Raw genomic sequence first — 18,607 nt, 5'->3', positions numbered from 1 at the left:
TGTTTCACCATGTTTCAGTCCGGGTAAGTCACTGTTATGTCGACCCAGTTTCTCATTTCTTACATATCTCCCATTATTTTAGGCAGATGGCGGGCTTGACGGACGAAAAGGTAGAAGCTGAGTTCGCACGATGTGGTGCAATTATCAGTGAAGGAGGTGAGAACTAAATTGAGCGCAGCACGCAAACAAAAACGAAACCCTATATTAGATGAAGACAGGAGTGAACGTTGCATGAAGTCGTCGACTTCTAAAAAATTGGCTCAAGTCACCGTTATGATCTTAACCATCTCCGTGCTTTTGCCGGTGTTTGCGTTTGCAGCACCAGGGTTTAGAACGGCAGACACTTTTTACAGAGATAATTATGTTACCGGTTACGTCTACTCGGACGAACCAGTGAACGCTCAGGTGTATATGTATGCTCCAGACGGAACCTCCGCCGGTGTAGCCAAGACTACATATGAGAGTGTATCCAACGGCGTGTACACGTACAGATTCGAAGGCGCATCTACGGTAGCTCGTCAAACTTACCTGAGACTTCACGAAGTAACGACAAGCACGTACCACGATGTGTACGATTCGTCGAGCAACCGTCGTCGAGGCGGCGGCGGAGGTGGCGGCGGGTATACCGGCGGTGTGTCCGGATCTATACTTACCGTGCCGTCCGATGGCTCCATTGATGCCAACACTCTGATGAACCTGCTAACCAACTATGATACCGTTGAATTGAAGCTGACCGGGGACGTTGCTCTCATTCCGGCGAAAGCGTTGGTTGATTTCGTGGGTAACACAAGCAAAATGCTGAAGATTTACAATGATAAAGGCACTTATAATCTTCCTCTGAGTGTTCTCAATTTGACCGCCCTGCAGGACCAGTTGTCCACCACAGTGGACGATCTGAAGATCAAGGTGACGATCGCAGCTGCAAGTGCTGCTGACATTAGCGGCATCAGCTCCACTGCATTGGGCCTGGGAGCTACTGTCATTGCAAACGCCGTGGATTTCGGATTGGTTGGTATCGATAACGACGGTGACACAGCGGAAGTGGATCTCGGGAACAATTACGTGAGCCGTTCGATTCCTCTGACAAAGACAGCGTCCGCTGCGAACGCCACTGGAGTCGTGTACGATCCGGCTGCTAAGCAGCTCAATTTTGTGCCTTCCCTCATCTCCTCCACAGGCGAGAACGGCGAGGTATTGATCAAACGCAACAGCAACAGCGTCTACGCTGCCATCGAACGGAACAAAGAGTTTGCTGACGCGAACGGTCACTGGGCTGAAGGCTACATTGACTTGCTTGGCAACAAGCTTGTTATCGACGGCATGACGGACACTACATTCGAACCGGAGCGCAACGTTACCCGTGCTGAATTTGCCGCATTGGTGGTTCGCGCGCTCGGGATTGATCAGCGAACCGCAAGCAGCAGATTCAGCGATGTGTCTTCCAGCGACTGGTACGGCAGCGACGTGAGCTCAGCCGTATATGCGGAAATCATAGACGGCTATGAAGATAACACGTTCAGACCGAACGACGCTATCAAACGTGAAGAGCTTGCTGCGATGGTAATCCGTGCACTGGAATATGCCGGCGTTGAAGCCGACGGTTCCTCCGCAGCGTTGACTAAATTCACGGATAGTGACGACATTGTATGGGCACAGGAAGAATTGGCCGCAGCAGTTTCATCAGGCATCGTAGACGGTATGACCGATACGACTATCGGACCTAGACTGCAAGCCACTCGTGCTCAATCGGCGGCGATGCTGAACCGGTTACTGCTGAAAGCAAACTTTATCAACAACTGATTATTGCTATCGATAACAGAAAAACCGATCTGACCAGTCAGATCGGTTTTTCTGTGTATAACAGACGAAATTGTGCATTTTTCGCTGGGCTGAGTACTAATTATGCGATAGCGGGCCTGGCTGTCTAACGACGTTGGACGAGTAGTCTATCGCTTACCGGCTTTTTTGGTACAAGGGATAATCCACATGTGCGGGAACATCAATTAAAATGATCCGCGCGCCCTCAGTTGAACTCAATACCACGTCCATTCCGACTGTATCAGGTGCTTCAATTACGGTGAAGTCCTTATGCCTAAAGGGCGTAGTTCCGTTAGCACGGCCGCAGTCCTCCGACCACTCACCGCCGCCTCTAATCGCAAGAGCCGCCAGCACGCGCCCTGCAGCTAACGAGTACCCATGGTGTTTACCGCCGGGAATCTCTACATCAAACATATTCGCATCAGCCACGAGTTCGACAGGTGCCCCTGGCCCGATGATGGTTTTCACACTCACGCCCTCCAAGGAAATGACTGGAAAAGCGGCATGCTCGTACTGATTATAGGTCGGCTTACGCTGCAGTGCTTCCCTAATATGCGGTTCAAACCAAATTTGAAACCCTTCTGAATCCGGTCCGATAAATCGCTCGCTGTGAGACACACCTGAGCCTGTCTGCATCACTTGGGCTCCGCCCGCCTGGACCACACTGCGCGTGCCAAGTGTATCCGCATGCTCGGCTTGCCCGTTGACCATGTACGTGATAATTTCGAATGCCTGATGAGGGTGCATCGGGATATACCCCTCTTGCTTGGCGTATGCCCATGACCAGTAAAATAAAGGGCCGATCCCCTTCACGGCGGACCCCTCTCCCGGGAAGCCGATTGGTTTTAGTTCCGTGATTTTACCCCCATCGAACTCGCCGACGGCTTGATTTGCAGGTTGGTACACTGTTACTGCCATTTCTGTTCGCCTCTTTCCATCAAAGGATTGTAGCCAATTCCCAAGCGCCACGGCACTACCGTCTGCGGCTGATCTCCGCGACCGGCGGTCTCCAATTCACTTACTTTTATTTAGTCTATATATTTTATACTAAAGTAAATTAGGCTGTCACGTCAAGCATTACGTTCCAATTTAACCAACATCTGTATCGGTCCGAAATTCCGACATTTCCTGGGAAATACACAGCCTGCAATTTGGAAGGTCATACAAAAAGCAAGTATAATCAGACAAGAGGTTACGCTGCTTATATGTGGGGTGTTTCGAATGTCCATTGCGATAATAGTTGAAGGAAAGAACGACAAAAGCAGGCTCCGCCGTCTATTGCACGAGCAGATTGCCATCTATTGCACCTACGGATCGCTCAGCACGGAACGGCTGGAAGCATTGAAGAGAAAGACACGGGATTGCGACATCTATTTGTTCACCGATAATGACCCGTCGGGCAAAAAAATCAGAGCTATTCTGCGGGATACGTTCCCGGATGCCGAACAAATATACACACGAAAAGGGTACGCCGGTGTCGAAGGCACGCCCGACGAATACCTAATCCAGCAATTAGAAAAAGCCGGGCTGGCAGAATACATAGTGTACCCGCCTGCATGCCCGACTTTTTAAGGTGTGCCATCTGATTATTATATTTTACTCCTTGGACAGTTGGATCATATCCTGCGCGACCTGCTCAACATCAAGGTTTGGATCGCTGCCATTATAATACGTGCGTAAATCTCCTTTTTTATCGACAAGCAGTATGACATTGTTATGGGTGAACGTATCGGCCTTCGGGTCCTTCACCACCATTACGCCGAATTGTTTCGCAAGGTCCATGGTCGCCGCCTCTTCGCCTCGCAAAAAGTACCAGCCCTTCGGATCAACATGGTATCGCCCTGCGAATTCCTGCAGCTGCTCCGTTGTGTCCTTGGTCGGATCAAAGGTGATGGAGGCAATTGCAGTCTTTTCGCCGAATCCGCCCTTCTCGATCAGTGCATCTTGTATCTTGGACAGCGTGTAAGTGGTTGGCGGGCAAACATCAGGACATGTAGAAAAGAAAAAATATACCAGCTTAACCTTCCCCGCCAAATCTTCGGATCCAATCTGCCGTCCGTCGATGTTCTGCAATTGAAACTCCGGTGCTTTCTTAATTATACCGATCTCTCGGCCCTTATCCTTGAAAAACAACATGTAAACGAACGTTCCAATCATCGCCAGCAGCACTACAGAGACAACAATCTTGTACCAATTCTTCTGCAAACCCTCGTTCAATACGATCCCATCCTTTGTCAAAAAAAATATCCCATGATCCATGGGACTTTTCATGATTGTTGCATCTCAGTTAGCTGCCGTTAAGAAGAGACCTTTGTTGTAAGAATCATCACGATGAATAGCACCATGATATAGTTGATGGAGTAGATAAAAGTTTTTTTGGCCCAGAGCTGCTCATCCTGCGCTGTAAACCCTTTGATGCATAAGAACGCCCAGTACAATCCCATAGCCGTCGCAGCGTAAAAATAAAACACATTCACATACTCATACACGTACAGTAAAAGTGATACCGGCACTAGCAGAACCACATACCGGATCATGCTGATTTTAGTTGTGAATGAGCCTTTTACAACCGGCAGCAGCGGAAACCCGGCAGCACGGTACTCCTCCATCCTGCGGATGCCGAGAGCCCAAAAATGCGGCGGCTGCCAAAGAAACAAAATGGCGAACAGGATCAAAGCCCCATGATCGATTTCCGGACGAACCGCACAATAGCCGATCATCGGAGGCATAGCTCCTGAAAAGCTGCCCACCACCGTGCTCCATACCGACGTGCGCTTAAACCATGCGGTGTAAATCCACACATAAACGAAGAATCCGATCAATCCCAGTACCGCAGCCACCGGGTTAACCAGCAATGCGAGGCCCGACACGCCGATAAGACCGAGCACGATACCGTATGCCAGCACTATACTTGGCGCGATTTTCCCGCTTGCCAGCACTCTTTCCCGCGTCCGTGCCATCTTGGTATCCATATCCCGGTCCAGGTAATTGTTGAGCACACAGCCGGACGCGATCACCAAAGCCGTCCCCACCATCGTATACAGCATTTGCAGCCAGTCAATGTGCCAGCCGGACGCCAGCCAAAAGCCGCCGAAGGCCGTGATTAAATTGGAAAATATAATACCCGGCTTGGCGAGCTGCACGAAATCTCTCCAAGTCACGGGTTCTTGTCGCACTGTATCCGGAGAAGCTTCTACTGGAGCGTCTACGGTGAGGTCAAGCCTCATTTGTTCTTCCACCTTGTGTACCTCCTAAGAGTTTTCACTGGAAAACTGAATTGAGTTTCCCGCCGTAACTTAAAGTTACGTTCGCGTAACGAAAGGTTACTTCGCGGGCACGCCGCCATCGGACATGTCCGCTTTTGCATCTCCTCTATCATAGCAACCCCCGCCGCATTTGACAACAAACCGATCCGGGAGTTCAAAATATTGTCGATTTGTTCAGAACGCGTGCTGCTATCATCGCCGGGCGTTCGCCTGCACGATCAGCCGTATGCCAACGGTGATTTCAGCGATATTTGCATCCCAGTTGTGCTGGATCACGCTTAGCGCGATGGTTCGGACGCGTTGGGTCTTACGTGGCGGAACATTGCACGCTTAGCGTGATAGTCACGTTGGGCGTCTCACCGTGACGGAACATTTTTTTTGCTGAAGCGGCATGGTATGATTATCCTGGTGGCAGCACACTAATTCCCAAGCTCAGGAGGAGGAACGAAAGATGATTCAACACATCGCTGACAGCACGACGTTACATAACGGAGTCAAAATGCCTTGGTTAGGTTTAGGCGTATGGAAGACGAAGGACGGCGAAGAAGTTATCCACGCCGTGAAGAGTGCCATCCAATCGGGATACCGCAGCATTGATACGGCGGCCGTGTATGGCAATGAGGAAGGGGTCGGCACCGGCATCAAGGAAAGCGGAGTGCCTCGCGAGCAGCTGTTTATCACCAGTAAGGTGTGGAACGCGGATCAGGGCTATGATTCTACCCTGCGCGCCTTCGAAGAGAGCCGCAAACGGCTCGGCTTGGAAGTCCTCGACCTCTATCTGGTGCATTGGCCGGTGAAAGGCAAATATAAAGAAACTTGGCGAGCGCTGGAAAAACTCTACAAAGACGGTGCGGTACGTGCGATCGGAGTGAGTAACTTCCAAGTGCATCATTTGAAGGATTTGATGTCCGACAGCGAAGTCGTGCCTATGGTGAATCAAGTTGAATACCATCCGCTGCTCACTCAGCAGGAGGTGCGTGCTTTCTGCCAAGCCAATCAAATTCAAATGGAAGCATGGAGCCCGTTGATGCAGGGGAATCTTGACCAGCCCCTTCTCACTGCGTTAGCAGCCAAATACGCTAAAACGCCCGCGCAGATTGTTCTGCGATGGGATCTGCAGAACGGCGTGGTTACCATCCCAAAATCTGTCAACGAAAACCGTATTCGGGAAAATGCTGACATCTTTGACTTCACCTTGGCCGAGGACGATGTCGAGAGTATTAACAGCCTAAATAAAAATCACCGGTACGGCGCGGATCCGGATAATTTTAATTTTTAAGCTCGCGGGCAGGAAAAGTAACTGCACAAATGTGCGGGCCTGCCTCACATCTCGCGCAAGCGGATATGCTCTTAGATCGGGGAGGGCCGATGCAGCTGAAGCTCAGCGCACGGCCCTCCTTTTTTATACAAGATTCGCTGCTGCAACGATTGTGGTTGGCTGGCGCCGATTTTTACCCTCGATAACTTCCGTCTGATATGCTAGCAACTAGCTGAAGGTAAATGGCCGATGCACCCTGATACTCCCGCCCCTGTCACCTCCCTTCTGCGCCCCCATGAAGTGACTCACCCCAGAAAAATAAGTAAATTCAGTTCCTTCTCCCAACTCCATGGTTCACCGGCGGCCCAGCCTGCCTCAAGACAGCTTGGCGACATCAACCTCACAAAATTCTCCTGTAAAATTGCTACACCTGCATATTCTTCATGATTGCGCGATGATTGGAGACATACGGCACACCATGGGAAAACTTTTCGCCAATAAGTGCTAATTGTCCAAGCGTTCATAATACTTATTAATTGTGGAGGCATTACTTTTATGTTGAGGAGGAATACAAACAATGATGAATAACCCTTACAACGCGGGAGGGGGAGGGGCGCCATACGGCAGCTACCCGGGCTACGCGCCTCAGTCGGGCGGTTATCCGTCTGCGCTGCAGGGAGGCTATCCCGGTGCGATTCTTGCCCCGGCTGCCCAGCTGCCGCCTGTTGGACCCCCTGCGGGGCCACCTGCCGGTGCGCCGGGCGGGCCGCCTCTCGGGGCACCTGCCGGGGGGCCTGCCGGCCCACCAGCCGGTGCGCCTGACGAGCCCGAGGCGGGCATGCCTTCTTGGCCGCCTGCCGCACCCGAGGCAGGTAAGCCTTTCTGGCCGCCTGCCGGTGCCGCGGCAGGTAAGCCTTCTTGGCCGCCTGTCGGTGCACCCGCGGGCGTGCCTGCCTGGCCACCTGCCGGAGCCGCGGCAGGTAAGCCTTCTTGGCCGCCTGCCGGTGCACCCGCGGGCGTGCCTGCCTGGCCACCTGCCGGTGCCGCGGCAGGTAAGCCTTCTTGGCCGCCTGCCGGTGCACCCGCGGGCGTGCCTTCCTGGCCGCCTGCCGGAGCCGTGGCAGGTAAGCCTTCCTGGCCGCCTGCCGGACCCGACGCGGGTAAGCCTTTCTGGCCGCCTGCCGGAGCCGAGGCAGGTAAGCCTTCCTGGCCGTCTGGCGGTCCGCCGTCAGGTCCGCCCGTTGGACCTCCTTCGGGAGCGCCAGCGGGAGGAATGATCTTACCTTCCGCACCAATGGGGCCGCCTGTCGGCGTTTTAGGCCTAGGCGCGCCGGGCGGAAATCAACTGCCGCTTGAGCAATCCTATATAGAGAACATTCTACGTTTGAACTTAGGCAAAATGGCCACCATCTACATGACATTCGAAAACAATGCCGAGTGGAATGCCAAAATATTTAGAGGACAGTTGGAGGCCGCTGGCCGGGACCACATCATTATCAGCGATCCGGCCAACGGCATGCGGTATTTGCTTCTGATGGTGAATCTCGACTACGTCACCTTTGAAGAACCGTTAAATTATTTCTATCCATACGGCCCCCCGTCACTGGAAGCTCCGCCGCTGGGAGGACCGACAGCAAGCAGATAGCCGGCAGCGGCCCGCCGCGGCACACACTGAGGCCTTAATGATGCGGGCCACAGTGTGCTGACGGTCCAATGAAATTTGGGAGCGTGCCGAGAAACGTTGCAAACCCTTCTAGCCGATGCTGCCACAACGCAAGCAATACGTGAAAATCACTTAATGGATGCGCACATACAGCCTCACCGCAAAACACAAAAAGGTGCTCCATGGACTTACCGCGTCGCCTGTGCGACGCCATCTCCGTGAAGTACCTTTTTGTCTGGCGCGATAAATCGGAAACACTACTAGGTAAAGTCCATTTCCCGGGATATGAATGGCAAACGCTGCCCGATATCACACACTCCAGCGTGCGAGAAAGGCCGCTTCAACCTCTGGATTCACAAGTTCATTTGGCATGCGGCCTGTGACGCCTAGAATTACGTTTTGGGCGGCCATCATTGCCATTTTCTTGCGGGTCTGCACACTCGCACTGCCGATGTGCGGCAGTGCGACGACATTCGGGAGCGTGAGCAGAGGATGGTCCGGCGACACCGGTTCATGCTCGAACACATCCAACCCTGCCGCCCAGATCTGCCCGCCTGCCAACGCTTCGTACAACGCGGCTTCATTCACAATCCCGCCTCGTCCCGGATTGATAAGAACGGCAGTACTCTTCATAAGGGCCAACTGCTCCCGGTCAATCAAATTCGCCGTTTCAGGCGTATGCGGGGTTAGAGTCACTACAAAATCCGACTCTGTCAGCAGCGTGCTCAATTCGCAATATGTCACGCCATACTCCCGCTCCGAGTCAAGCTTCCTCGACCTATTGAAATACAGCACCTTCATGCCGAAGCCCAGAGCTCTGCGTGCGACCGCCTCTCCAATACGGCCCATACCGATAATGCCAAGCGTGGCCCCGTACACGTCCTGCCCGGTCATCTGCATCGGCGACCAAGCTTTCCATTTGCCCGCCCGGAGATAATCGGAAGCCTCGACTAATCTGCGCGAAGTAGCGAGCAGGAGGGCAAATGCCAGATCCGCCGTAGTTTCGGTCAGCACCCCCGGCGTATTGGTCACGGCAATACCAAGGCTGGTTGCGGCTGCCACATTGATGTTGTTGTAGCCCACGGCCAGATTGCTCACCACTCTTAGTCGCGGAGCGGACGCAAGAACTGCCTCATCCACCTGCTCCGTCAACATACATAGAAGACCATCGGCGTCCGCAACCTCTTGCATCAACACCTCTCGCGGCACCGGTATGTCCTCCTCGTCCCAGATCCGCACGTGGCAGTGCTCCCTGATCTTAGCCAACGCTTCATCCGGAAACTTTCTCGTTATGTATACTTTTGTCGTCAACCACGATTCCCCCCGTCCCGTTGATTTATATAAGCGCTTGCAAAAACAGCTTGTAATAACTGTATGAAATTATATTTCCGCTTGTCAAGAGATATTACATGCGTGGCAACGCGAAACATCCCTTGGCTGCGGGCACCCTGCCTGCCACCAAGAGATGCTGATGCGACGAACTTCCCGGTCATGTTGCACGCAAGGAACTGATTTGCTCTGCCAACCTCTATCCTAGGTTTAATGCTGTTTTCGCATTTTTCAAGTCAAGATTGATCTGTTCCTTTACTTTCACCGGGTGGTACCAGCCTTTGCTGATCAAATACTCGGACACCTGAGCGTGTAAGGAAACGGATTGATTGAACTGCGTCAACAGCATTTGGCGCACCTCAGGGGTTGCGGATTCCGAGATGGCGATCGCAGTGCCTTTAATCCCGGTTTTGGTAGAATGCAGCAGATCATACGCCACTACCTGGTCGGTTAACGACTTCGTTCCTGTTAAATTCTCTACAATGGAATTCATTTGTGTGTCAATCCTCCTGGATTATGGTGTTCACACTCGAGACAGCACGGATTGCAGTCCCTGGATCGCTTGCTTGTTGACTGCAACATCCTGCTGCAGAAGGTCCCTCAATTTATCGTCTGTCACCAGTGCTTGCATTGTGGTCGACTTGGTAGCACACACCGTTCTAAAATTCAGGATCTCATGCATTTCCAGAATTTCATGTACTCCCAACTGGTCTTGTGCCGCTGCACCGGTCGTTGTCGCAGTTGTAGCTGTATTATCCATCGTTGCTTCACCTCCCAACAATGATACTTTTTGCATTCGGAGGACGCATTATGCAAGCACTGTTTTACTCGGTCTTAGCTCGCTCCGGTGTGGCACCGATTGCTTCTATGATGTTGTGCACGATGTAATCTGAAGCTGCTTTCTTTCTCAAGCCCGCCATAGTTCGTTTCATCTCACGTGTTAAAGACTCGTCCGACAGCACCCGGCTAACTTGTAAAGCCAGCTCCCTGACATTTCCTGCGCAGAAGGCAGCCTTTTGGCGCACGAGAAATTTGGCATTTTCATACTCTTGTCCCGAATACGGTTGAAAAATAAAGATTGGTTTTTTGAGGGCAATTGCTTCCGATAACGTGAGTCCGCCGGCCTTCGTGACGATGCAGGACGCATCAGCCATCAGCTCATCCATATTTTCCACGTAGCCAAAAATAGACAGACGCGGCTGGTTTGCATAGGCCAACCTTAGCTCATGTTCCGCTTTCTTGTTGCGCCCGCATACCACCACTAACTGGACGTTTGTCAGTTGTGTCAGGGTTCGAATCAGTTGATGCAGTGTTTTGCGCATGTAGGAGCCTGCCAGAATCAGGAGTGTATGAGTGTCATTGTTCATGCCGTTTCCGTTAAGAGCCAGATCGGTACGGGACAGGTCTTCAAACGCGCTGCGAATGGGTATCCCGCTGACTTCAATGCGCCCGCGTGGAAAACCATGAAACACCAGCTCTTCCTTTAATTCCGGGCATGCCACGTAGTATTTGTCCACCCCTCGATGCAGCCAGATCCCATGCAGCGTATAATCCGTCACCACCGTGAAGTTGGGAATGTCCAAGTGTCTGCACACTGCTGTCGCCGCTCCGTATGGAAATGTGCTGATCACTGCGTCAGGGCGCTGCCGTTCTATCTCGCGGCTCAGCGCAAAGCGGCCGAGCCTGCCGAAATACCGGTGGCACAGCCCATCCGGCTTGATTCCGCGTGTGGCATGGTAGAGCCATCCGTAATAGTCGATTCCGAGCTGGGCGAATGTGGTGCTTTTGGTGTAGAGAAAGGATGAAACGGTATGAAACAGCGGGTGCGCTAGTTTTATCAGATCCACGACCTGTACTTGGTCTATCCCCTTGCGCTGCAAACTTTGTTGGATAGCGGAGGCGGCCTGAATATGGCCTTCCCCGTAGCTTGCAGTCAGAATTATAATGCGTGGATTGTGCATCATGGTTTTCCCCCTGCTGTGCATGTTCGCCGGCCGACCGCAATCGGCAAAAAAAGTCTTTATAGCATATTAAACAAAAAGCGGGCAGCCTGTCGGGCAACCCGCAACTTTTGTAAAATTATTGTGAACACATTGACTCGCGGCTATACGCATGCCCGACAACCGGCTTTCATTCGGACTATGAGACAGCAGATAGTTGGCGCGCGGAAGCACTCTTACATTGTTGTTTAAGCCTTCGTTTGCGCGGTACGATCCTGGAGCCGATGCACTGAAATATTCCCCCAGCTTAAATCCGGCACCCGATATTTTTCGATAGATTCCCAGTCTAGTTCCATGCCCAAGCCCGGCGTCTCACGTCCCGGTACCAACAGATAACCGTTCTCATAGTTTACAGGGTTTTTCACAACATCACTCACATACAGCTCAGGGCCGGTAGGATCGGAGGTAAAATTCAGGTTGCTGAGCGACGCCCCCAGATGTGCCATCGCCGCTGTGCCGATAGACAGTTCTTGCGTCGTGCCGAGCAGGCAGCCTTTGCCAGCCACCTCGGCAGCAGCCGCCACTTTTCTGGCAGCGGTCAGACCTCCGATGAAGATAGGCGATATGTTGAAAATGTCTACCGAGTCATGCCGGATCATTTCGTACTGCTGACGAAAACTCCACACGTGTTCGCTCACCGGATGATCGACCTTCAAGCGGAAATGGCGGAGTCCGTCGAAATCGTTCTGGATGGCGGGGCTTTCAATCAGCTCAAAGTCGTACTGTGACAAACGTTTCGTTGCCCGCCATGCTTCTTTCCAGTCGAGGAGATGGCTGAAATCTAGAGACTTGATAGTGACCTTAGAGCCAAATTCCTGCCGCACAGCATCCAGGAACGCTTCGTCCGCATCCAGATTTTTGCCCACATACAGACGGAATGTATCAAAGCCTTGCGCAAAACGTGTGCGAACCACTGCGAGATTTTCTTGCACTTCCTCCATGAAACGGTGACGAAAGATAGGATAGCAGACCTTAATTTTGTCCTTGATTCGCCCTCCGATAAAATCTGCAACCGATGTGTTCCACGCCTTGCCGCACACATCGTGAAGCGCTGCGTCCACGCCGTTGCGTATGAAGTTGCCCTTTTCATAATAGAACATCATCTCTGGGAAATTGCTTAGAAGCTGCTTGTTGATCAGCGATATATCGAATGGATTTTTTCCTAACAGAATGGTCTTTAAAACCGCGGTTAAGTCGTTCACATCCAGCGAAAATTGAGGCAGGTGCGAGAAATCCGACATCTCACCGATGCCCGTGATCCCTTCGTCCGTGAACAATTCCACGATAGCGTGCTTGCTGACGAAACCGGTGTGTCTCGGTATACCTACTACCGTCAATCGTACATCGGAGATTTTCATAATAATAACCCCTCACAATTATATGTATAGTCTGTCAAGCTGTGCATTTAACCGCTTACAAAACCTCATATCATACTGGGCGACCGCGGCGCCGAGCAGCGCTCATCCTGATGCACAGACCTCTCTAGAGTAACGGAAAATGAGGGAAGCAGCCATGGACAACCTTGCTAAAAATCATGAACTATCTTACCTTTGTAGCCCACCAGAGCGAATTCGCCCCGGTGGTTTTTCCTCATCTGAATGGCAAGACTGGGCTGCATGGTTAATAAAACAGCCAATTCGTAATTGCAGCCACGAACCCTAATGCAATGGCCCACCATCCAAGAGTGCTCGCCCGGCTAAATATCGTAATCAAGCCTAGTACTACGGCAGCACCACCAAACAATAGCGGCGCGTAGAAGAAGGCGATGATCGCCGCGATTACACCAAGCCACCCCAGCCATGCGGCAGATGTGTCGTTTTTGTTTTTTGCATTCCGCTGCTCAGCCATTTGTTAGCCTCCTTTTACTAATAATTTGTACGTATAACTGTGAATTTATTTACACGATAGGAGGTTAGGTTGACATATTCCTTTATGCGTAAGCGCGCAGAAGGGAATCACGCCAGCTCATGTGCATAATTCCACTGAAGTTGTGAATTATACCGTTATGACGTTCATTAAATGAGGTGTAATTTGTTATGACCGACAGACACGAAACAGCGGAACATATCATTATCGGAGTAGACGTCGGTTCGACGACCGTCAAAGCGACCGTGGTTGATCCGAAGACGAAGCAAATTCTTTGGTCGGACTACCAACGGCACCATACGAAGCAGGCGGAAAAGGTGTTGGAATTGCTGATTGCGATCGGCACGGCGTTCCCTGACATCAAGCAAGAAAATATCCGCGTATTTGCAACAGGTTCCGGCAGTGGTCCGATTGCCCCTCACATCGGGGCGAAGTTCGTCCAAGAAGTGAATGCCGTCACGATGGCGGTAGAGCATCTGCATCCCGATGTAGGAAGTGTGATCGAACTCGGGGGGCAGGACGCCAAAATAATCATTTTCAAAGAAAACGAAGAAACAGGCAGCAAGCAAGCACTAACCTCCATGAATGACAAGTGTGCCTCAGGAACGGGCGCTACCATCGACAAATGCATGATTAAAGTCGGCATGCCGATGGAAGAAGTAGGCAAGCTGCACTTTGATGACAGCAAATTGCACCATGTGGCGGCCAAGTGCGGCGTATTTGCAGAGACCGACATCGTGAATCTGGTTAAAAGCGGTATCCCGTCCCCAGAGATCATGTGCTCTTTGGCGGATGCGATCGTGATGCAAAACCTCTCAGTATTGACCCGCGGTAACACGCTGCGGCATCGGGTGCTCTTACTGGGCGGTCCCAACACGTACCTGCCGTTCCTGCAGGAGTGCTGGCGCAAACGTATCCCGAAGACGTGGGAAGAACGCGGCTACGATTATCCCAAGGACATGCCGGTTGACGACCTGATTTTCGTGCCAGACAATTCGCAGTATTATGCCGCATACGGTGCTGTAATGTACGGCATGCATGAACCTGCCGGTGTGGGCGCCTTTGCGGGGCTGGATGATTTGAAGGAATTTATCGCACATGGCCGCAAAGCCAAACTGGGCGAAAACGCCGGACCGGCGCTAGTGGCAAGCAAACAGGAATTACAAGAATTCCAGAATGCATACCGCATTCCTAAGTTCAAGCCTGTGGAGTTCACCTCGGGACAGCAGGTTCGAGCGGTGGTCGGCCTTGACGGCGGGTCTACTTCATCCAAAGCGGTTCTGGTCGATGAGCAAGGAACGATTCTGCTAAAGGAATATCAGCTTTCCAAGGGCAACCCGCTTGAGGACACGAAAGAAATGCTGAAGCGTCTCCAGGACAAAGTCCGGAAGCAGGGCGCCGAACTGGAGATCATTGGCTTTGGGGCCACAGGATATGCTGCGGATGTGCTGGAAAAAACATTAAAGGCGGACGTTAATATTGTTGAGACCGTAGCTCATATGATGAGTGCCGTGCATCAGTTTGGCGACATTGATGTCATCTGTGACATCGGCGGTCAGGACATCAAGGTCCTCTTTTTGAAAAACGGGGATATTCGAAACTTCAGGTTGTCCAATCAGTGTTCAGCGGGCAACGGCATGCTGCTGCAGGCTATGGCGGATCAGTTCGGCATCCCGATTCAGGAGTATGCGGATGCAGCCTTTGCTGCGGATCTTTCACCCAAGTATTCGTATGGTTGTGCCGTATTTCTGGACGCGGACAGGGTGAATTTCCAGAAAGAAGGCTACTCCAAAGAAGAGCTGCTAGCCGGCCTGGCTTTGGTGCTGCCGAAGAACGTCTGGCAGTATGTGGTGCAGATTCCACGTATGGCCGAACTCGGGCGGAAATTCGTGCTGCAAGGAGGAACGCAATATAATCTGGCCGCGGTGAAAGCACAGATCGATTACATCAAACAGCGTGTGCCCGATGCTGAAGTGTATGTTCACCCTCATCCGGGCGAGGCGGGTGCGATCGGAGCTGCGATGGAAACTCTCCGGGTCGTGAAAAGGCGGGGGTATTCCACGTTCTTAGGCATAGATGCCGCGATCAACCTGCACTATTTCACGCGCAATGATGAGTCCACCCGCTGTAACTTTTGTCCCAACCACTGCAGCCGGACCTTTATCGATTCCCGGACGCCGGATGGAAACACAGCCCGCTACATCTCCGGATTCAGCTGTGAAAAGGGCACTGTGGAGGACGAGGAGGCAGTTGTCAAGTTGACACGGGAGCGGCAGGAGTTGAAAAAGCATTATCCGAATCTGGTGGAATACGAGGCACGCCGAATGTATCAGCGTTTTTACACTCCGGCACCGTTTCCCGAGTCGGTCACGGAGGCGGAGGACGCCGATGTGAAGCGAGGCTGGTTTGGTCTTGGCGGAGTGCGCAAAATACCTCGGACACGCGAGTTCGAGCTCTCGGCCGCAGATGCTGCCGAAAGACGAAGCCGCATCCGGATCGGCATTCCTCGTGTGCTTAACATATGGTCGACCGCCCCATTTTGGCGTACGTATTTCGAAACGCTCGGCATCGACCAACGGAATATCGTGTTCAGCGATTATACGAGTGAGGAAATGTGGCAGGCCGGCGGTAAATACGGGTCAATCGATCCTTGCTATCCGTCAAAGGTTACCCAGGCCCATGTGCACAATTTGCTGTTTAAACATCACGAGAAAAAGGCGCTCGATTACATCTTTTTCCCGTGCATTACCCATATTCCAACCCATGTGCAAAATGTGATGGATTCTACCAGCTGCCCTATCGTGGCCGGCGCTCCGAATGTAATCAAGGCGGCCTTCACGAAAGAAGTCAATTTCTTCGAGACCAGAGGGGTCGCGTATCTGGATCCGGCTGTTACCTTCACGGAGCCTAATTTTATGAAAAAGCAGCTGTTTGAGGCTTTCCGCGAGCATTTGCAGATCACGGAAGATGAAAGCAACTTTGCCGTCGACCAATCTTGGGAGGCTCTAAACCGGTTTGAATCGGAAATGCAGGAGAAGGGACGCATGATCCTCGAGCAGGTTGAGCAGGAAAATCGTCTGGCTATTCTTCTCATTGGCCGGCCGTACCATTCCGATCCGGGATTGAATCATGGAGTGCTGGAAGAATTCCAGGTGCTTGGGTATCCCATCCTCTCGATGCGCTCTATTCCGAAAGATGAAGCTTGGCTGCGCCGTTTCTTCGAAGCTGATTTGCAGAGCGGGCGTGTTGAATACGCCTTGGAGGTCAGCGATGTGTGGCCGGAAAACTTCAGTTCAAACAGTGTGCAAAAGGTTTGGGCCGCAAAATTTGCTGCGCGCCATCCGAATGTGGCGGTGTTGGATCTGTCCAGCTTCAAGTGTGGTCATGACGCCCCGACTTACGGGTTAATCGATTCGGTTATCTCGACCGCAGGTACTCCATATTCCGCCTTGCATGATATCGACGCGAACAAGCCGAGCGGCTCGATTAAAATACGTGTCAAGACGTACGCTCACAGCTTAGGCTTGCAGGAGGAACGTCTGCAGGATTTAGCCGCGAAAAAGGCGGAACTTCAGCAGCGTTTGGAACAAAAGCGGGCCGAGCTCATGAACAGGCAGCAAGAACAAGCCGGCGCAATATAAGCGCTAGACTTCGAATTCAACCAAGGAGTGAATGAACGTGGCGATTAACAAACAACAGGATGACTCCCGGAAAACATCTGCCCTCGAGGATGAGCTGCTGCGGTTTCAGACCGAGCAGGAGCGAGTGTTAGGCATCCAGCTCGAAAAGAGCCAATGGTTCGACCCCGTGCCCCGGCAGTTTTTGGCCAAGGATAAAGCCGAGACGACCATTCTTCTCGGCGGGCTGACAATGGCTCACGATTATTTGGTGGAAGGGGCTATGCGCGGCCTCGGTTACCGGGTGCAGCATCTGGATTGCCCGGACAATGACGCTCTGCGCTTCGGCAAAGAGTTTGGCAATCGCGGACAGTGCAATCCGACGTACTTCACCGTCGGAAACTTAATCAAACATCTCCAGCATCTTCGGGATGTGGAAGGCAAATCGAAGGACGAAATTGTACGGAACTACCTGTTCATGACAGCCGGCTCGTGCGGCCCTTGCCGCTTCGGCACGTATGTGACGGAGTATCGTAAAGCACTGCGTGACGCGGGATTTGACGGTTTTCGGGTTCTCTTGTTCCAGCAAACCGACGGCTTAAAACAGGCTACCGGCGGGGAATCCGCCTTAAAATTGGATACATCGTTTTTTATAACCTTCGTGAAAACCATCGTTTTGGGGGACATTTTAAACGCGCTCGCATACCGTATCCGTCCTTACGAAGTGGAGCCCGGCGCTACTGATGCAGCGGTTGAGCGCTGTAAGCAGTATTTGTACGACGCACTGAGCCAGCGAAAACGTCTGAAACCCGTACTGCGGAAATGCCGGCAGGAGATGCGCGCCATAAACGTCGATAAGCTGCAGGTTAAACCTAAAGTAAGCATTATCGGGGAGTTCTGGGCGATGACGACGGAGGGAGACGGAAACTATCAGCTTCAACGGTTTTTGGAACAGGAAGGCGCGGAGGTCGATGTGCAGTCAGTGACGGCTTGGATTCTCTACCTTATCTGGTGCAGCCGCTATGATACGCTGAAGCGTATGAGCCTCCGCTCAACCGACGGCGGCGGAGCTGGTTTAAAGGGGAAAAATCCGCGTGCTATGCTGCGCATGCTATGGCTTGCCGACCGCGGTCTGCGCGCCATATTCCAAACCTATGCAAAGGCTATGGGTCTGTATCACTATCACCTGCCGGATATGGACGAGATTGCGAACATCGCACAGGAGCACTACGACAATCAACTGCGCGGCGGAGAGGGCCATATGGAAGTGGGCAAACTCATCCTCAACGTGAAAAAGCGCAAAGTCAATATGACCATCTCCGTGAAGCCCTTCGGATGCATGCCATCTTCGGGCGTATCGGATGGGGTGCAATCGTTGATCACCGAGAGATACCCGGAAGCTATCTTTCTGCCCATTGAAACGACCGGCGACGGTGCGATCAATGTTTACAGCAGGATACAAATGATGATGTTCAAGGCAAAGCAGGCGGCGCAAAAAGAGTTTGACGAAGCGCTGATGAAAAAACGTTTGACTGTCGAACAATTACGTGCAGCGGCTAAAGGTTCAAAATTGAGCAAGCCGCTTCGCGTTAGCCGGCATGTGGTGGCTTGTTCGGCAGCAAATGCGGTGTACGGCCTCCCGAGATTTTTCAAGCAAGCTTTTTCCCGGTCAATAAAAAGGGAACTGGAAAGTATGTAACGAGGCGGTCATGTGGAGTGGAAGCAGGGGCGGGTCATGTCAAGGCACTGACTCTTCCCTGCCTTGCTTCATCCAAATGCTGGTCTGAGGT

At 52.2% G+C, this 18,607-nt stretch carries 15 protein-coding genes; 6 read left to right on the top strand and 9 right to left on the bottom strand.

Features of this window, described 5'->3' with window-relative positions; translation table 11 throughout:
* Positions 1-231 precede the first annotated feature (231 nt).
* Entirely contained in the window at positions 232-1,800 is a 1,569-nt protein-coding gene (locus CBW46_RS07885) for an S-layer homology domain-containing protein (RefSeq protein ID WP_089199475.1), read from the top strand.
* Between the two features lie 153 nt (positions 1,801-1,953).
* Here CBW46_RS07885 and CBW46_RS07880 read toward each other — a convergent pair whose 3' ends face one another.
* On the bottom strand, positions 1,954-2,736 hold the full coding sequence (locus CBW46_RS07880; RefSeq protein ID WP_089199474.1) for a pirin family protein: 783 nt from the start codon (positions 2,734-2,736) through the stop codon (positions 1,954-1,956).
* A 303-nt stretch (positions 2,737-3,039) separates the two neighbouring features.
* Here CBW46_RS07880 and CBW46_RS07875 point away from each other — a divergent pair, with 303 nt between their 5' ends.
* Positions 3,040-3,390, top strand: coding sequence for a ribonuclease M5 (locus tag CBW46_RS07875; RefSeq protein ID WP_089199473.1), 351 nt, complete (start codon positions 3,040-3,042; stop codon positions 3,388-3,390).
* Positions 3,391-3,414: 24 nt separating this feature from the next.
* Here CBW46_RS07875 and CBW46_RS07870 read toward each other — a convergent pair whose 3' ends face one another.
* Both CBW46_RS07870 and cyoE read right to left on the bottom strand, forming a co-directional pair.
* Positions 3,415-4,035 (bottom strand): SCO family protein, encoded by a 621-nt coding sequence (locus CBW46_RS07870; RefSeq protein ID WP_243633222.1) that lies wholly within the window; start codon positions 4,033-4,035, stop codon positions 3,415-3,417.
* An 80-nt stretch (positions 4,036-4,115) separates the two neighbouring features.
* Positions 4,116-5,057, bottom strand: coding sequence for a heme o synthase (cyoE, locus tag CBW46_RS07865; protein ID WP_424446108.1), 942 nt, complete (start codon positions 5,055-5,057; stop codon positions 4,116-4,118).
* 478 nt (positions 5,058-5,535) lie between these two features.
* Between cyoE and CBW46_RS07860 the strand changes: the two genes are divergently transcribed.
* Both CBW46_RS07860 and gerQ read left to right on the top strand, forming a co-directional pair.
* Positions 5,536-6,363 carry an aldo/keto reductase gene (locus CBW46_RS07860; protein WP_089199472.1) on the top strand — a complete coding sequence of 276 codons (828 nt, stop codon included), beginning with the start codon at positions 5,536-5,538 and terminating at the stop codon, positions 6,361-6,363.
* A 1,069-nt stretch (positions 6,364-7,432) separates the two neighbouring features.
* The gene (gene gerQ, locus CBW46_RS22270) at positions 7,433-7,987 is read left to right on the top strand and encodes a spore coat protein GerQ (protein WP_424446190.1); all 555 of its coding nucleotides are present in this window, start codon (positions 7,433-7,435) and stop codon (positions 7,985-7,987) included.
* 327 nt (positions 7,988-8,314) lie between these two features.
* Here gerQ and CBW46_RS07850 read toward each other — a convergent pair whose 3' ends face one another.
* From CBW46_RS07850 to CBW46_RS07825, 6 genes are all read right to left on the bottom strand, one after another.
* Positions 8,315-9,316, bottom strand: coding sequence for a 2-hydroxyacid dehydrogenase (locus CBW46_RS07850; RefSeq protein WP_089199471.1), 1,002 nt, complete (start codon positions 9,314-9,316; stop codon positions 8,315-8,317).
* A 217-nt stretch (positions 9,317-9,533) separates the two neighbouring features.
* On the bottom strand, positions 9,534-9,827 hold the full coding sequence (locus CBW46_RS07845) for a spore coat protein (protein ID WP_089199470.1): 294 nt from the start codon (positions 9,825-9,827) through the stop codon (positions 9,534-9,536).
* A 30-nt stretch (positions 9,828-9,857) separates the two neighbouring features.
* Complete coding sequence (locus tag CBW46_RS07840; RefSeq protein WP_089199469.1) at positions 9,858-10,094, bottom strand: hypothetical protein; 237 nt, start codon at positions 10,092-10,094, stop codon at positions 9,858-9,860.
* Positions 10,095-10,158: 64 nt separating this feature from the next.
* Complete coding sequence (locus CBW46_RS07835) at positions 10,159-11,298, bottom strand: MGDG synthase family glycosyltransferase (protein ID WP_165842229.1); 1,140 nt, start codon at positions 11,296-11,298, stop codon at positions 10,159-10,161.
* Between the two features lie 224 nt (positions 11,299-11,522).
* On the bottom strand, positions 11,523-12,692 hold the full coding sequence (locus CBW46_RS07830; RefSeq protein ID WP_089199467.1) for a mandelate racemase/muconate lactonizing enzyme family protein: 1,170 nt from the start codon (positions 12,690-12,692) through the stop codon (positions 11,523-11,525).
* Positions 12,693-12,954: 262 nt separating this feature from the next.
* Positions 12,955-13,182: a hypothetical protein gene (locus CBW46_RS07825; RefSeq protein ID WP_089199466.1), complete on the bottom strand. Its 228-nt coding sequence runs from the start codon at positions 13,180-13,182 to the stop codon at positions 12,955-12,957.
* A 188-nt stretch (positions 13,183-13,370) separates the two neighbouring features.
* On the opposite strand from CBW46_RS07825, the gene CBW46_RS07820 reads away from it, so the two are divergent.
* Both CBW46_RS07820 and CBW46_RS07815 read left to right on the top strand, forming a co-directional pair.
* The gene (locus CBW46_RS07820) at positions 13,371-16,841 is read left to right on the top strand and encodes a BadF/BadG/BcrA/BcrD ATPase family protein (RefSeq protein ID WP_089199465.1); all 3,471 of its coding nucleotides are present in this window, start codon (positions 13,371-13,373) and stop codon (positions 16,839-16,841) included.
* 31 nt (positions 16,842-16,872) lie between these two features.
* Positions 16,873-18,516 carry a 2-hydroxyglutaryl-CoA dehydratase gene (locus tag CBW46_RS07815; RefSeq protein WP_089199464.1) on the top strand — a complete coding sequence of 548 codons (1,644 nt, stop codon included), beginning with the start codon at positions 16,873-16,875 and terminating at the stop codon, positions 18,514-18,516.
* The last annotated feature ends 91 nt before the right edge of the window (positions 18,517-18,607 follow it).

The sequence above is a fragment of the Paenibacillus xerothermodurans genome (assembly GCF_002220865.2).
GTDB classification, from domain to species: Bacteria; Bacillota; Bacilli; order Paenibacillales; family NBRC-103111; genus Paenibacillus_S; species Paenibacillus_S xerothermodurans.
This window is presented reverse-complemented; position numbering and strand designations above follow the sequence as displayed.

Excerpts from the sequence above, each read along its gene's own strand:
- CBW46_RS07875 (WP_089199473.1), top strand. The coding sequence starts at position 3,040 with ATGTCCATTGCGATAATAGTTGAAGGAAAGAACGACAAAAGCAGGCTC.
- CBW46_RS07880 (WP_089199474.1), bottom strand. The coding sequence starts at position 2,736 with ATGGCAGTAACAGTGTACCAACCTGCAAATCAAGCCGTCGGCGAGTTC.
- CBW46_RS07860 (WP_089199472.1), top strand. The coding sequence starts at position 5,536 with ATGATTCAACACATCGCTGACAGCACGACGTTACATAACGGAGTCAAA.
- CBW46_RS07820 (WP_089199465.1), top strand. The coding sequence starts at position 13,371 with ATGACCGACAGACACGAAACAGCGGAACATATCATTATCGGAGTAGAC.
- CBW46_RS07830 (WP_089199467.1), bottom strand. The coding sequence starts at position 12,692 with ATGAAAATCTCCGATGTACGATTGACGGTAGTAGGTATACCGAGACAC.
- CBW46_RS07825 (WP_089199466.1), bottom strand. The coding sequence starts at position 13,182 with ATGGCTGAGCAGCGGAATGCAAAAAACAAAAACGACACATCTGCCGCA.
- CBW46_RS07845 (WP_089199470.1), bottom strand. The coding sequence starts at position 9,827 with ATGAATTCCATTGTAGAGAATTTAACAGGAACGAAGTCGTTAACCGAC.
- CBW46_RS07885 (WP_089199475.1), top strand. The coding sequence starts at position 232 with ATGAAGTCGTCGACTTCTAAAAAATTGGCTCAAGTCACCGTTATGATC.
- CBW46_RS07815 (WP_089199464.1), top strand. The coding sequence starts at position 16,873 with ATGAACGTGGCGATTAACAAACAACAGGATGACTCCCGGAAAACATCT.
- CBW46_RS07835 (WP_165842229.1), bottom strand. The coding sequence starts at position 11,298 with ATGATGCACAATCCACGCATTATAATTCTGACTGCAAGCTACGGGGAA.
- CBW46_RS07840 (WP_089199469.1), bottom strand. The coding sequence starts at position 10,094 with ATGGATAATACAGCTACAACTGCGACAACGACCGGTGCAGCGGCACAA.